Origin of the sequence: Pseudoalteromonas aurantia, from assembly GCF_005886875.1 — a bacterium.
GTDB lineage: Bacteria > Pseudomonadota > Gammaproteobacteria > Enterobacterales > Alteromonadaceae > Pseudoalteromonas > Pseudoalteromonas aurantia_A.
Genome location: NZ_PNBY01000067.1, coordinates 32,416 through 46,310 on the forward strand (window position 1 = coordinate 32,416; position 13,895 = coordinate 46,310).

Annotated in this window: 11 protein-coding genes and 2 pseudogenes; 8 read left to right on the forward strand and 5 right to left on the reverse strand. The window is 40.7% G+C overall.

Going from position 1 to position 13,895, the window contains the following annotated elements:
- Positions 1-67: 67 nt before the first annotated feature.
- The gene (locus tag CWC18_RS13825; RefSeq protein ID WP_138593435.1) at positions 68-1,924 is read right to left on the reverse strand and encodes a S8 family peptidase; all 1,857 of its coding nucleotides are present in this window, start codon (positions 1,922-1,924) and stop codon (positions 68-70) included.
- Between the two features lie 333 nt (positions 1,925-2,257).
- On the opposite strand from CWC18_RS13825, the gene CWC18_RS13830 reads away from it, so the two are divergent.
- Positions 2,258-4,537 (forward strand): aminotransferase class V-fold PLP-dependent enzyme, encoded by a 2,280-nt coding sequence (locus tag CWC18_RS13830; RefSeq protein WP_138675485.1) that lies wholly within the window; start codon positions 2,258-2,260, stop codon positions 4,535-4,537.
- A 94-nt stretch (positions 4,538-4,631) separates the two neighbouring features.
- Here the strand turns inward: CWC18_RS13830 and CWC18_RS13835 are convergent, their stop codons facing one another.
- Positions 4,632-5,042 (reverse strand): hypothetical protein, encoded by a 411-nt coding sequence (locus tag CWC18_RS13835; RefSeq protein ID WP_138593431.1) that lies wholly within the window; start codon positions 5,040-5,042, stop codon positions 4,632-4,634.
- A gap of 347 nt (positions 5,043-5,389) precedes the next feature.
- On the opposite strand from CWC18_RS13835, the pseudogene CWC18_RS13840 reads away from it, so the two are divergent.
- Positions 5,390-5,617 (forward strand): annotated as a pseudogene (locus CWC18_RS13840) (transposase); the annotation flags it as partial.
- 41 nt (positions 5,618-5,658) lie between these two features.
- On the forward strand, positions 5,659-5,751 hold the full coding sequence (locus CWC18_RS21965; RefSeq protein WP_171041113.1) for a hypothetical protein: 93 nt from the start codon (positions 5,659-5,661) through the stop codon (positions 5,749-5,751).
- Positions 5,752-6,059: 308 nt separating this feature from the next.
- Here CWC18_RS21965 and CWC18_RS13855 read toward each other — a convergent pair whose 3' ends face one another.
- Entirely contained in the window at positions 6,060-6,506 is a 447-nt protein-coding gene (locus CWC18_RS13855; protein ID WP_249348229.1) for a winged helix-turn-helix domain-containing protein, read from the reverse strand.
- A 184-nt stretch (positions 6,507-6,690) separates the two neighbouring features.
- Positions 6,691-6,966: a SelT/SelW/SelH family protein gene (locus tag CWC18_RS13860; protein WP_138593775.1), complete on the reverse strand. Its 276-nt coding sequence runs from the start codon at positions 6,964-6,966 to the stop codon at positions 6,691-6,693.
- A 781-nt stretch (positions 6,967-7,747) separates the two neighbouring features.
- Here CWC18_RS13860 and CWC18_RS21065 point away from each other — a divergent pair.
- Positions 7,748-7,918, forward strand: coding sequence for a hypothetical protein (locus tag CWC18_RS21065; protein WP_171041114.1), 171 nt, complete (start codon positions 7,748-7,750; stop codon positions 7,916-7,918).
- A gap of 146 nt (positions 7,919-8,064) precedes the next feature.
- Here the strand turns inward: CWC18_RS21065 and CWC18_RS13865 are convergent, their stop codons facing one another.
- A complete protein-coding gene (locus tag CWC18_RS13865; protein WP_138593774.1) occupies positions 8,065-8,691 on the reverse strand; it encodes an arylesterase in 627 nt (208 codons plus the stop codon).
- Here CWC18_RS13865 and CWC18_RS13870 point away from each other — a divergent pair.
- The 4 genes and pseudogenes from CWC18_RS13870 (at position 8,690) to CWC18_RS13885 (ending at position 13,831) form a co-directional block, all read left to right on the forward strand.
- Positions 8,690-9,403 (forward strand): ABC transporter ATP-binding protein, encoded by a 714-nt coding sequence (locus CWC18_RS13870; RefSeq protein WP_138593773.1) that lies wholly within the window; start codon positions 8,690-8,692, stop codon positions 9,401-9,403. The two genes, CWC18_RS13865 and CWC18_RS13870, sit on opposite strands and share 2 nt — an antisense overlap.
- Positions 9,393-11,894 (forward strand): ABC transporter permease, encoded by a 2,502-nt coding sequence (locus CWC18_RS13875; RefSeq protein WP_138593772.1) that lies wholly within the window; start codon positions 9,393-9,395, stop codon positions 11,892-11,894. The genes CWC18_RS13870 and CWC18_RS13875 overlap by 11 nt, the downstream gene beginning before the upstream one ends.
- 331 nt (positions 11,895-12,225) lie before the next feature.
- Positions 12,226-13,416, forward strand: coding sequence for a porin (locus CWC18_RS13880; protein WP_138593771.1), 1,191 nt, complete (start codon positions 12,226-12,228; stop codon positions 13,414-13,416).
- Positions 13,417-13,423: 7 nt separating this feature from the next.
- Positions 13,424-13,831, forward strand: a pseudogene (locus CWC18_RS13885) (phosphate ABC transporter substrate-binding protein).
- The last annotated feature ends 64 nt before the right edge of the window (positions 13,832-13,895 follow it).

The window sequence follows — 13,895 nt, forward strand, 5'->3', positions numbered from 1 at the left end:
TGAGAAGTAATACAGCCAGAGGTCAGCACGGATGTGTGCTGACCTTATAGCTTAGGTATGGTACAGATTAGTATTGACCGACTAAACGGACATTTGAAAAGGCTGAATAGCCTCTAAGCATAATATGATATGTACCGCCTTGACCTGAGTTTAGGCTACAGCTTTCACTGTTTCCATTTCTAAAAGGTCGACAATCATAATTGCTTGTTGTTGGTTTGGTACCTTTACGAACGTATAAGTCCGCATCACCACTACCCCCCGATGTTGTCACGCTTAAATTCACATTTGCTGGTACTTCGATAGTATAAAACAGCTCTTGGTTTTGTGCGCCAGAGATATTGCTGATAGGTACACCATTATCTAAACAATTACTGCCACATCCACCTTGAGAGTCAATTGTTGCTTTTAATGAAGCACCTGAATATTGGCTATATCCATGTAACAATACATACCAATCGCCAGCAGCTGGGTTGGCAAAACTACAAGATTCAGTGTTCCCTGTTTTATAAGGGCGGCAGTTATAGCTGTTTAGGGTTGGCTGCTGGCCAACTTGAACATATAAATCAGCATCACCTGTTCCTCCACTTAAATCAATCGCAAGGGATGTACTGCCTGCTGGTACTGAGATTTTATACATGGTTTCTGAGCCATTTGCACCATTGGCACTGACTGCTTGGCCGTTGGTAAGCTCAGTAACAGGTGGTGGTGGCGGTGGTGGTTGAATTGTTCCTAGAGTATAGAGTAACTCATTTGGCGAACCGGATTTGGCATCCGACACTTTGTTTTTAGAGCTTCTTTGGCTGAGTAGGCTGTCAATTTGCGAAGGACTTAGGCTTGGGTCTTGGTCAAGGTATAAAGCAACCGCGCCTGCAACGTGTGGAGATGCCATTGATGTACCACTGATGGTATTGGTTGCTGAGTTTGAGTTGTACCAAGCAGATTTTATGCTTGAACCAGGTGCATAAATATCAAGGCAGTTTCCGTAGTTGGAAAAGCTTGAACGGCCATCACTGCTTGTGGTTGAACCAACTGTAATCGCATTGGCTGCGCGAGCTGGCGAGTAATTACAGGCGCTGCGGTTGTCATTACCAGCCGCTACAACAAAGCTAATGCCAGATGCAACGGCATTGTTTACTGCATCATCAGTGGCTTGTGATGCACCGCCGCCTAAGCTCATGTTAGCAACAGAAGGACCAGATGCGTTATTTTTTACCCAGTTTATGCCTGCAATTACCCCAGAGTTAGATCCTGAGCCGTTACAACCAAGTACACGTACCCCAACAACATTCACGTTTTTGGCTACGCCGTAGCTGTTACCGCCTACCGTACCAGCTACGTGTGTGCCGTGACCATTACAGTCAGTGGCATTGTTGTCATTATCTATAAAATCATAACCATGGCTGGCTCTATTACCAAATTCATTATGGCTGATCAGCACGCCAGTATCGATAACGTAGGCAGTGACTCCACTACCGTCATAATCATAATGGTAATTAGAGTTTAATGGTAAGTCCGTTTGGTCAACACGATCTAAACCCCAAATTGCATTACCTTGGTCAGCTTTGGTATCAATAAGCGGTGTCACTGACACGATTTGGTCTTGTTCTATATATTTGACATTTGGGTTTGAAAGTAAGGTGTGGATTTGCTTTTTAGATGCGTCAACTAACACGCCGTTAAGTGCAGTACCAAACTCCCTTTCGACAGTAACATTATACTGGTTACTAAGAATTTTGGTTTGTTGTGCAATATAAGCTGCCACCGCTTTTTTATCCGTTTTATCGATAATCTTTGGCGCATCAAAGACGACGATATACTTGTTATCGATGGCTTTAGCTTGGTCGACTTCTATCATTTGAGCAGCAAAAGCTTGGCCAGATAGCCCAGTTAATATTGCTAGCGTTAATGAACTTAATTTACGCATATTATTTCCTTTACATGTTGTCGTGGTTAAAAAACAAACAAATTATTATCACGAATTGAAAATAAAACAAACACAAATTTAACTTAAGTGTAACTTTTATGGTGCTTTTTGTATTCTTATGTTTACATTTTACCACTTGTGCCTTTTTTAGAGGCGGTTTTTATGAATATACTCAAACTAAAATTGGTGTGATATTTTTCTGAACTGGTTAAATTTAAAACTTGAATATGATCCGGAAACTCCTTAATATTACCTAAAGTAATTACTTATTCTTTTTTGTTATATAGGTGGATGCCTATATAAATTTAGTGTTTTAAAAGTGAAGGCCTGATCATGGATAACCCAGCAGTATTGAAACAAATTTACCTAGATGCCAATGCAACGACGCCGGTATTACCAAGCGCTGCAGCGGCTGCAGTGGAAATGATGGAAACAATGTTTGGTAATCCGAGTAGTAGCCATACTAGTGGGTTACAAGCTAAGCAAGTTATGGATCAGGCCAGATGTAAAGCCATGAAAGTGTTAGGCGCAGGGGCTGGGCAAGTTATTTTCACCAGTGGTGCCACCGAAGGCATTCAAACCGGTATTTTGTCTGCACTATACGCGGCTAAAGCAAAGATGAATGCGGGGCAAAGTTATTCAATTTTGTATGGCGCGACCGAGCACAAAGCGGTACCTGAGTCTCTCAAACATTGGAATCGTATTTTAGAAGTTAACGCGACCATTAAAGCTATCCCGGTAGATGCGCAGGGTAAACTTGATATGGAGTTTATTGCGAATGAAGTCTCTGATGCACTCATGGTTTGTACTATGGCTGTTAATAATGAGACGGGTGTTTACCAAGATTTATCTCTTCTTGAACATACAATTCGTACTCATAATCCTGGTGTATATTGGATGGTCGACTGTGTTCAGGCTTTGGGAAAGACTCGACTAGAATTAGCGAATACGACGATTGATTATGCTCCATTTAGTGGCCATAAGCTGTATGGTCCTAAAGGTATTGGATTTGTCTATATTCGAGAGGGTGCACCATTTACACCGTTTATTGCGGGTGGTGGTCAGGAAGGTGGGTTACGTTCTGGTACTGAGAACTTGCCTGGGTTAGCTGCATTGAATGTTATTTTTGATGAGTTGCTTGGGCAAGGTGGCGGTGCTTTTTCTTGTACTCAGGTGCTTAGTGAGTTCCGATCTCAGTTGTCTGCAGCGCTGAAAAGTGCTTTTCCTACGGTTGTATTTAATCATAACTTTGACAATAGCGTACCCACGACATTAAATTTTGCGATCCCTGGTTTTACATCAAAAGAAATTATGGACTTATTTGATGCGGCAAATATGCGTGTAAGCTCTGGTTCTGCATGTAGCTCAAAGGTAACTCGAAGCTTTGTATTAGATGCAATGGGGTTAGCGCCTTGGCGCAGTGAATCAGCCATAAGAATGTCATTTGGCCCAGCGGTCACACAACAACAAATTGCAGATGCATGTGACAGAATACAGTATTGTGCGCAGGCCTTAGGGCATAGTTGCTTGGTCGATATTAATGGCGTCTCCCACGAAAGAGAAGAGTTAGATGGGTTATTACAACTCAAAGTAGGTGGCAGCTGTTGTTGGTTATATGCTGATCGGCAAAGTGGTAAAGCGATTGTTATTGACCCCCTAGTCGAGGTCCAGGAGCGATTACTGACGATACTTGAATGCCAAAAGTTGTCATTAGTCGCGGCTATAGACACGCATGGCCACGCAGACCATGTTTCGGGTAGGGTTAGTCTAGCGCAAGCACACCTCAGTGAGCAGAATTGCGATCCTTTAGGGTGGCCAACACATTGCGCTGGTATCGAAATAAATGAAAAAGTGTTGAGTTATATCGAACTAGGTGAGCGATGTTTAGTAAAGTTGAGCACTCCAGGTCATACAGCTGATAGTATTTCGCTTGTACTATGTGATAAATCACAATTGCTTAAAGAAAAGGTGGTTCCAGAGTTTACATTTTGTGGTGATTTGATCTTAATGGGCAGCTTAGGTAGAACAAACTTCGCTACCAGTGATGCTTCAGCGATGTATTATAGCCTCAGAAACCTTGCTGAAATTACAGGTAAACAAGGCTTGTTGTGCCCAAGTCATGACTATCACAATGAGTTTGTGACGACTTTTGATGCGGAGATGAGCCGTAATGCATTGCTTCAGCAGGCTATTGAAGGCAGCATATCATCCGCTAATTTTGTTGAAGCAAAGACATCGCTCGATTTACATATAGATGATGTACAGGGCGCTGAGATCATGTGTGGCGCCTTTGTAGAGTCTTGTCAAAAGGTGCGGGTGAGTGAATACGATAGTGTGGCGCTTGCAGAGCATATAGAGCAATATAGTGATGCCACTCTCATTGATATTCGTGAACCGCATGAGTATGCGCTCAACCACGATCAATCCTTTTCAACAAATGTGCCTTTGACGCGCTTAGCCAACTTTATTGCACAGCATCATACCAAGATGGACCAAGAACTGATTTTAGTGTGTCGTAGCGGAAGTCGTTCACATGTTGCGGCGAATGCGTTAGCACGCTTGGGGTTTAAGCATGTCGGGCATCTCAAAGGTGGGTATGCGTTGAACCATTAAGGAGTGTTTCATATTCAATGTCGAGCCAAAACATGATGTGTTTGGGCTCGATAAGTTTTTGATAGAGACTGAAAATAAGCGGTAGGTTACTCTACTATTGGTTTGTTTCAGTCGCTTTCTCACGGTTTAGTAAGTGGTCCCAATGACTTGGGCTTAACTCAAATATTTTATCACTGTTGATATGTGTTGAGCTACAGACATCATGTTGCCCACTAACACTCAGTGGTAATTTTTCCGTATAAGAGCGCATTACCAAGTTATATTGCTGTTGGAATACTACCGATTGTGGGTCTAGATACCAAGTTACTGTGGTGTCTTCGCTCAAGCAATTAGCAAATTTAGAACGTTCATTATCAACTTCTAATCGAAAATATATTGAGTGATCGCCGTCTGAGTTACCAGAACGGGTATGTACTTCACTCACAACCCCTGTTAACTCATTTTTGGCATTGGCAGTAAAAGTAGAGACTGCCAACAATACCAGTGAATATATTTTAAGACGCATGCTTATTCCTTTATATTATTATTGTACCTAAGTTATAGTATATTTAATTTATACCGTGTTGTCAGGGGGAAAGCGCGGATATATTTTAACTACATGCGTTAATAACTTTGTCTAAATATTCGGGATCCATGACTGCTTTACGTCGCTTTCGCTTAATGCTTCCCTTAAAGCTACTCTCGCGTTTTAGTTGATGTAAGTCCACATGCCTAAACACACTGAAGTTCCCTGCAGCTGCTCCTCTGTTTATTGGACTTTCATCTTTTCTAAAAGACACACCTAGGACTGATCTGCTTTAATCAAACAGGACACTTTAATAATGGAATATAATCCAATTATTGAGGTGTTAAATGACAAAACGAGCAAACAGAAATTATACGGCTGAATTTAAGCAAGAAGCTGTGGCATTGGTAACTGAGCAAGGTTACAGCGTACCAAAAGCAGCGGCGTCTTTAGGTATCACAGATAAAATACTTTATAACTGGAAAGCTAAGTTTGAAGCTGAGCAATCTGGGACCAGTTTAAGTGCAGATGAACGAACAGAGCTGTTGAGGCTGCGCAAGGAAAATAAAGAACTCAGTACGGTATTAGAGCGAATATGGGCGATGTTGGAGCGTATATGCGCTATTACAACTTAGAGAGACTTCATACGGCAAATGGTGATCTGTCGCCAATTGAATATGAGCAAAGTTCCTTAAGAGAAGTGTCCTGATTTAGGTGCGCAGAACATATCTACCTTAGGTATATATGTCCGCATGAAGTGTTTGCTTGTTTTATGTTCGTGATCTCACCCTGCAAACAATTCTGAAATTGATACTGATAACTTTGTAGAAGATAAGACAATGCTTCAGCGCACAGCTCATATAGGATATTTAAAAGAGGAGAATGATAAATTTCCTTTCAAAAACAGTTTTATTAATAAAATGGATGACACACTGTGAAAAATACCAGAAAGAAAAGAAGATGGCGTGGGATTAGAATGAAAGTAGGTGAGACGTTATAGGTCAGTTTGGCCACCTATTAGTAACCAAACTTTTTTTGTATCTTACCTAGTGCACGTTTAAACCAAGGCGCATTAGATGATGAGGTTTCGCTAGAGGCCTCTCTGTCCGTGGTTTGTGCTATTGTTTTGTCAGGTGATGCTACCGGTGCTAGGTTGTCACCTTGTTTAGCTACTTGCTCTAACGGTAATTGCCATTGGTACCCTTTTCGAGAGAAGGTTTTGACCGCATCATCACCAAACAATGCGCGTAAGTGCCCAATGCTTTGAAATACCATTTGATCAGATACTTTCTTCTCAGGCCATACTTTTTGCAGCAGCTCGGCTTTACTATGAATTTTTTCGGTATCAAGCAGTAATATTGCGAGTATTTGTGCATGCTTTTCTTTTATTGAGAACTTCTTCCCTGAGTTAAAGAGAATGAGGTTGTCGCAATCAAACTCAAAGTCATTAAATTTATATATCATGAAAATTATCATACCCTGTTGGGCACGTACCTTTTTTTATTTTTTTTCAGCATAACATATTCATTACAAAATCGGGATGTAAACGTGAAAAGTAATTATATTAGCCCTTAACGATATTTTATATTATTTTACAAATACGACTAAAACAATAATACATAAGCATTTAATTAATACTTTACACCTACTACTTATCAATATGTCCAAGCATTCTATTTGGATCTAATAGGTCTCGAACTCGGCGTTTCAGTATTTTTGCTTCAGGGAATCCATTGTCTTGTTCGCGGCACCAAATCAACGTTTCATTGTAATAGATCTTAAATGTCCCTTTAGTTGAAGGCGCTAAAGCGACCTCCGCTAAGTCATCTGAAAAAGTTGAGAGTAGCTCTTGAGCAAGCCAAGCACTGCGAAGTAGCCATTGGCACAATACGCAATAGTGAACAGTGATTTTGGGTTTATGCATCAATAAATACCTGTGGATTATTATTTCTTATCAAAAAGTCGACTGGCAGTGAATATGCTTTTAAGTTAAATTAGCCAACAGAACGTGCAATACCAGAAAAAATATTATCTATGTGATTTCTGCACTAACTAGGCGATCGCCGCATATAGAAGACAAAGGCTGGTGGCCTTTTTTAAGTTTATCCTTTATTTTAGATAACCAGCTACAGCCTTATATTAGTCTAATTCGTTATTCGCGAATTCAAACCCGAACAGCACCACCTCTCGCTAAATTAGACTACTTTGCGTCATTAATCGACTATAATCTTTAACGATGGATAAGCTATACGTAAGACTAGGCCTAGGATTTGGGCTGCGACACGTGTAGATTCAATTTTTATGTTAGCTAATTCTTTTTAATATTGGTTTTTTTGCTCTAGAAAAAGAGCGTAACTATGTCCATATCAGATAGGTAAGCTGGTAACAGATAATTTAGGCGCTTGAATTTAGCTGTGGGCTTTTTATATTTTTAGTTGCACTGAAGATACAAGGGTGATAAGATTATCTACTTGGTTTTATAACCATGTGTAATGTCCTTTCTTACCCTGATCCAGTAAGCCAGCATTAAAAAAACGAAGCTGAATTATTGTACGGCGAACAAAAGCAAGACTCAAAACCTCGTTGCTAAAGTAAAGTCCTCTAAAACATGTTTAACATGTCGGAATATCGTCAAAACTGTAGTTAAGCTTATACTAAATTCGTTCAGCATATTGAGTCTGAACACATATTATTGTGAGTTTTCTATGTCATATGAATACAATGGATCGATGATCCAAATTGCACATCCAGTGCAGTCTATTTCTGTTAATAAAAGTACTGTTGTTTATGCGGACAAAACAGGAATGAAAAATACACGGTTTGCCTCAACGGGCGACGCACGTAGCTTTATTAAATGGCTAACAGCTAACAGCTAACAGCTTTACCGTGAGTACGCGCAAAGCATTCAAACCATCTATCTTAGTTTGATAGGCTTTGCGTTTATAATACCCAACGTTAAAACCCCCGATTTACTTTAAACTTCCTTATCACTTGAAATTCTCCTAAAGTTTTACATTTCTCATCATTTTATACTTTTTAACCATTTATCTATTTCTATATCCATAAAATCTCGGATTATCGGCTGAGCCTTGGCATTAGGGTGTAAATTGTCGTTTTGCATGAGTGCTTTATCAACAGCCACCTTGGTCATAAAGTAAGGCATAAAATAAGCCCCCGTCTGTTTAGCAACGGTATGATAGCTATTGGTGAACATTGAAGTATATCTAGGCCCTAAATTTGGTGGTATTTGGATTTCCATCAGTGCGACTGTCGCACCAGCTTGCGTGCTTTTGTTGACAAGTTCAGTCAGGTGATTTTTCAGTAGCTTGATAGGAAACCCGCGAATACCGTCGTTACCGCCCAGTTCTATTAATACATGGCTTGGTTCATGGACCTGTAACCAAGTGTCAATTTTTAGTAATGCATTGTCGGTTGTCTGCCCACTGATAGCGGTATTTATTATTTCGATCGGTTTTTTTTCTTCAACGTATTTATTTTGTAACAAATTAACCCATGATTGGTCTTGTTTAAGGCCATACCCAGCACTTAAGCTGTCACCAATAAGCATTATTCTTTCTTTAGCAGTGCTAGAAAATGGCAAAAGCAGTAAGATACTAATAACCAATAGATTTAGGAACAAACGAGTCATGTCAGTACTTTCTCAATTAAATGTAATTCAAGTCGAAGGATTAACCAAACGAGTGAGTACCCTCGAAGGGGACCTTATTATCCTTAGCGAAATTAATTTTTCTGTCAAGTCAGGAGAGTCGGTTGCTATTGTAGGTGCGTCAGGTTCGGGTAAGTCTACTTTATTGAGTCTACTGGCTGGGCTAGATGTTGCAACAGAGGGCGAGATCCACCTTGATGGCGACGCCCTGAGTAAACTGGATGAAGAGCAGCGTGCGTGTATTCGAGCTGAAAAGGTGGGGTTTGTATTTCAGTCATTTATGTTGGTGCAAAGTTTGACCGCACTGGAAAATGTCATGTTGCCTGCTGAATTGGCGGGCGATAAAAATGCGAAAGAGCAAGCTATTAGGCTTTTAAAGAAGGTTGGTTTGTCGCACCGGTTGGCGCATTATCCTTCTCAGCTCTCTGGAGGGGAGCAGCAGCGAGTTGCTATCGCACGCGCTTTTATAGGGTCTCCTAAGATATTGTTTGCTGATGAGCCTTCTGCCAACTTAGACAGTAAAAATGGCCATTTAATAGAGCGTTTACTTTTTGACTTAAATAAACAAAATGGGACAACGCTGATTTTGGTGACACACGATGAACAGCTAGCGCAGCAATGTGAAAGGATCATTCATATTGAAGGTGGCAAACTAGAGCTGATCAGCGAAGGGAGTGCGATTAATGTGGGTTAAGTTAGCGTTTAGATTGTTTGCACGCGAGTTTCGCCGCGGTGAGCTGACTATCATTTTTGCAGCGATAGCATTAGCGGTCTTAACGGTATTTAGTTTATCGTCTGTTACAGAGCGTATTGGGCTGAATATTGAGAAAAAGACCAGTGACTTTATTGCTGCTGATAGGCGTTTATCGAGTAATCATGAATTTACAGAAAACTATCTTGATATTGCAAATCAGGAAGGGTTAGAAACGGCATCACTGTTGTTCTTTGACTCCATGTTATTTGCTAATGATGAGTTGGTCTTGGGTTCAATTAAGGCGGTGAGTGAAAAGTACCCATTACGTGGCATGGTAACAATAAAAGACGATTTAGAAGGTCTACCTTATGAGGTGCGAGGTGGGCCTCAAGGGGGAGCAATATGGTTAAGCGAAGGGCTTTTTTATACCCTTAATGTACAGGTTGGCGATACCGTCGAATTAGGTGCAGGGCAGTTTAAGGTGAGTAAAGTGCTTGTTAATGAGCCTGATGCGCCTTTCTTTTCTCTTGCGGGTAACAAGCGGGTCTTACTCAATTACGCTGATATCTCGAGTACACAGGCTGTGCAAGCTGGAAGCAGAGTATTTCACCGGCTCTTATTTGCAGGTACTGAACAGCAACTTTCTGATTACTATACGTGGCTGAAACCTCAACTAAAAGAAAACCAAAATTGGGAAGGAATTAAAGATAGGCAGTCGCCTCTGGGTGAAAATTTAGTACGGGCCGAGCGATTTTTGTTACTGGCTGGTTTATTTGGCATTATGCTCGCGGCTGTCGCGATGGCAGTGTCGGCAAAACGCTACTGTGAACGACAGTATGATCCGGTTGCAATGATGAAAACGCTTGGCGGCAGTCGGCAAGTGATCCGTAATATTTTTCTTATGCATCTTGGCTTAGTGACTGGTGTGTCAATTGTTATCGGGCTAGGGCTTGGCTTTATATTACAGCATATCGGCGCTAGTTATCTTGCTCAGTTTATGGGTACGAAGTTACCTGAAGCGGGCGCGAAGCCATGGCTTTTATCGGCATTCATTGGCGTCGTGTGTGCTTTGATGTTTTCATTAAAACCCCTTTTAGATTTGTTTGATATTCCTCCTTTGCGTGTGTTACGCCGAAACTTAGGGGATAGATTGGCCGTAAGCAAAATGCATATGGTATCTTCGTTGCTTACTATACTTGCGTTAATGTGGTTGTTTAGTGGTCAAATCATACTGACGTTGATTTTATTTGGGTCAACTTTAGTTGTGATTGGGGTGTTATTTGCAGTTTCTCGTGCACTTTTCTCATTCGGCCGTAAGTTAGGTTTAAGCCCTGGTTCTAGCTGGTCTTTGGCAATTGCTACGTTACAAAAACGCGCGAATGCGAATGCAATTCAGCTGATAAGCTTTGCGTTGGCGATAAAGCTTATGTTGTTTTTGGTGGTACTTAAAAATGACATGATCACTGACTGGGAAATGCAAGTGCCTGAAGATGCGCCTAATGCATTTTTTATTAATATTTCAAAGCAAGATATTCAACCTATCACCACATTTTTTGACGCTAATAATATCATACATGAAGCATTTTACCCGGTGTTTAATGCGCGCGTTAATGCCGTTAACGGTGAGGAGTTCGCTCGCCGCCTATCTAAGCAAGAAGGTGAGGAGCAGGATGAAAACGCCAGAGAAGGTGTTAATCGCGAACCAAATTTAACGTGGCTAGATGAAGTGCCTGAAGGAAATGAAATAGTAGACGGGCAATGGTTTAGTGGTGGCGATGAAATAGAGGTTTCAGTATTTGAAGGTTGGAAAGAAGTGCTTGATTTAGAATTGGGAGATACCATTTCATTTTTAGCAAACGAGCAGCGATTTGATGCAAAGGTAACGAGTTTTCGCAGCGTCGATTGGGGCACTTTAAAGCCTAATTTTGTGATGATATTAAGCCCTAATATGGCAGGAAAGATCCCAGTTACGTATTTCAGCGCTGCACAGTTAGAGAGTGAACACAATAAAGGTATAAGTCAGTTATTGCAGCGTCACCCAACGGTGAGCATGATTGATATTAAAAGTAGATTGGAGCAAGCACAGGCAATTATTGCACAGGTGTCGCTCGCAATTGGTTTTGTGTTATCGATAGTCTTAGTCAGTGGTGCACTGGTACTGATCTCACAAGTACAGGCAAGCCTTGCCGAACGAATGCAAGAAGTTGTCATCCTGCGTACACTCGGCGCCAAAGGCCGGTTGATTAAACTTGCTACGCTCTATGAGTTTATTTTACTGGGTGCCATTGCTGGCTTTGTGGCTGCGCTTGTGAGTGATATTGCTTTACTTGTTATTCAACAACAACTGTTTGATGTCGAGGGTAGGCTTCATTTATATGTGTGGATACTTGGGCCGGTTAGCGGGGCTCTTTTTGTCGCCAGTATAGGTTATTTTATGGTGGCTAATACGATGAGACAAAACACTCAGGGGCTACTTAGAAAGTTGAGCTGATAATACTTAACTCATCTTAATGCTCTAGGCCACACAATTGTGGCCTTTTTCATTTATTTAATTTGGCTTTATACAGTCATTCATAGAGGCCCTAAACACAAACGTATCTTATGTTAGGGCTAGTTTTGAACATTACGCAGGCCTCTATATTGAGATGTCAGGGGGATGCTAGCCATGTAAACCCATAACGTTAATTCCGCGCCATAGTTTCGACCTCTAAAATTCCTATATCAATTACAAATCAATTTGTTAGATAAACCGATGGCACATATTTTTACGACTATACTCAGATTGGGTTCTATATATAAAATATAACATGTGGAATAATACGATGAATAAAAAATTACTCTCTTTGACCGTGGGATTAGCGTGTATGAGTTCCAGCGCACACGCTGAAATTAGGATCAACGGTTTTGCTTCGATCGTTGCTGGTCAAACGCTTGATGATAACACCAGTTTATATGGCTATGATGATGATATTTCCTATAAAAATGAAAGTATGTTTGCATTGCAACTGTCATCTGATTTACAAGATGGGTTAAGTGCCACAGCTCAGGTTGTTGCTCGCGGTAATGAAGACTTTGATGCTGAATTTGAATGGGCCTATGTCAGTTATCAAATAAATGATGATTTAAAAGTGAGCGGCGGGAAAATGCGTATTCCTTTTTATCGTTACTCAGATTTTTTGGACGTAGGTTATGCCTATCGTTGGGTACGTCCACCTCAATCGGTCTATAACTTTGCTTTTTCTACATATGAAGGGCTTAATTTATTACATAGCACCACATTAGGCGATTGGGACTCTACGATGCAAGTCATTTATGGATCGTTTTCAGGAAAAGTTCCGCCTGCTGCGGGAGCCACTCCAGAGCAAATTGAACTCAACGACATTATGGGTATTAATTGGACCGTCAGTTATGACTGGTTTAGTGCCCGAGCAGCTTACATTGTGGCTGATACGACAATAAATGCATCAAGTATCGCTGGACTCACTGCAGCATTGAACGGATACGGGTTAACTCAACAGGCAAATAATTTATTGGTTGATGAGGATGATGGTTCTTTCTTTGGCGTTGGTTTATCTGTTGATTACAATAATTTCTTATTTGATGCTGAATACACACAGATTGAAGTCACGGATAGTTTATTACCGGATCAAACTCAATATTATGCCTCTGTTGGTTATAGGCTAAATGACTGGACAGTGCATCTAACCTATGAAAATAACGATGACGAGCATGATTCAAATCGGCTAAATACTGTGCCGGTTTCTATTGCAGGCCCTAATAATACAGTAGTGCCAGTATCATTAGACCCGGCAAACACAAATGCGCCTTTATTAAAGGATCTGACTAATCAAGTATATTTAGGGGCTAAACAAGAAAGTAGTACTGTGATCGTGGGGGCTCGATATGATTTTCATCCGTCTGCAGCCTTTAAAATTGATTTGAGTCGGTTTAACGACGATATAACAGATCAGGATATTGATGTATTGGCTGTTGCAATTGATCTTGTCTTTTAAGGAGTTGATGATGAAAAATTTAGTTTCTATCAGGTTATTGTGTGTCTCTGCTTATTCCTGTGCTGAGGTTGCGGTAATTGTTAATCCAAATAATAATAATACCTTAGATAAAGGCATGATTTAAAAAATATATCTAGGGAAAACAAAGTCATATGCTGATAGTGGTACAATAAAATCGGTTGGTCAAAAAGGTACTGCTGTGGCAAAAGCGTTTACGCAAAATGTCGTTGGTAAATCGAGTAGCCAGTTTAAAGCCTATTGGTCGAAGTTGATTTTTACAGGAAAAGGCACCCCACCAGATCCGCTGAGTAGCGACCAAGCTGTGATAGACTTTGTTGCGAGTAATCTACTGGGTATTGGCTATATAGACAGCGGCAAAGTAACTGATGCCATTAAAGTTATTGGTAAGTTTTAAATACCCTTGTCACTGATCATGATATAGTTAAAAAAGCACCTTTAGGTTAATGCCAGTCAGTTAA

Bases quoted from the DNA above. Each gene is read 5' to 3' on its own strand.
- CWC18_RS21965 (WP_171041113.1), top strand. From the start codon at position 5,659: ATGCGCTATTACAACTTAGAGAGACTTCATACGGCAAATGGTGATCTG.
- CWC18_RS13835 (WP_138593431.1), bottom strand. From the start codon at position 5,042: ATGCGTCTTAAAATATATTCACTGGTATTGTTGGCAGTCTCTACTTTT.
- CWC18_RS13830 (WP_138675485.1), top strand. From the start codon at position 2,258: ATGGATAACCCAGCAGTATTGAAACAAATTTACCTAGATGCCAATGCA.
- CWC18_RS13880 (WP_138593771.1), top strand. From the start codon at position 12,226: ATGAATAAAAAATTACTCTCTTTGACCGTGGGATTAGCGTGTATGAGT.
- CWC18_RS13855 (WP_249348229.1), bottom strand. From the start codon at position 6,506: ATGATATATAAATTTAATGACTTTGAGTTTGATTGCGACAACCTCATT.
- CWC18_RS13875 (WP_138593772.1), top strand. From the start codon at position 9,393: ATGTGGGTTAAGTTAGCGTTTAGATTGTTTGCACGCGAGTTTCGCCGC.
- CWC18_RS13870 (WP_138593773.1), top strand. From the start codon at position 8,690: ATGTCAGTACTTTCTCAATTAAATGTAATTCAAGTCGAAGGATTAACC.
- CWC18_RS13865 (WP_138593774.1), bottom strand. From the start codon at position 8,691: ATGACTCGTTTGTTCCTAAATCTATTGGTTATTAGTATCTTACTGCTT.
- CWC18_RS13860 (WP_138593775.1), bottom strand. From the start codon at position 6,966: ATGCATAAACCCAAAATCACTGTTCACTATTGCGTATTGTGCCAATGG.
- CWC18_RS13825 (WP_138593435.1), bottom strand. From the start codon at position 1,924: ATGCGTAAATTAAGTTCATTAACGCTAGCAATATTAACTGGGCTATCT.
- CWC18_RS21065 (WP_171041114.1), top strand. From the start codon at position 7,748: ATGTCATATGAATACAATGGATCGATGATCCAAATTGCACATCCAGTG.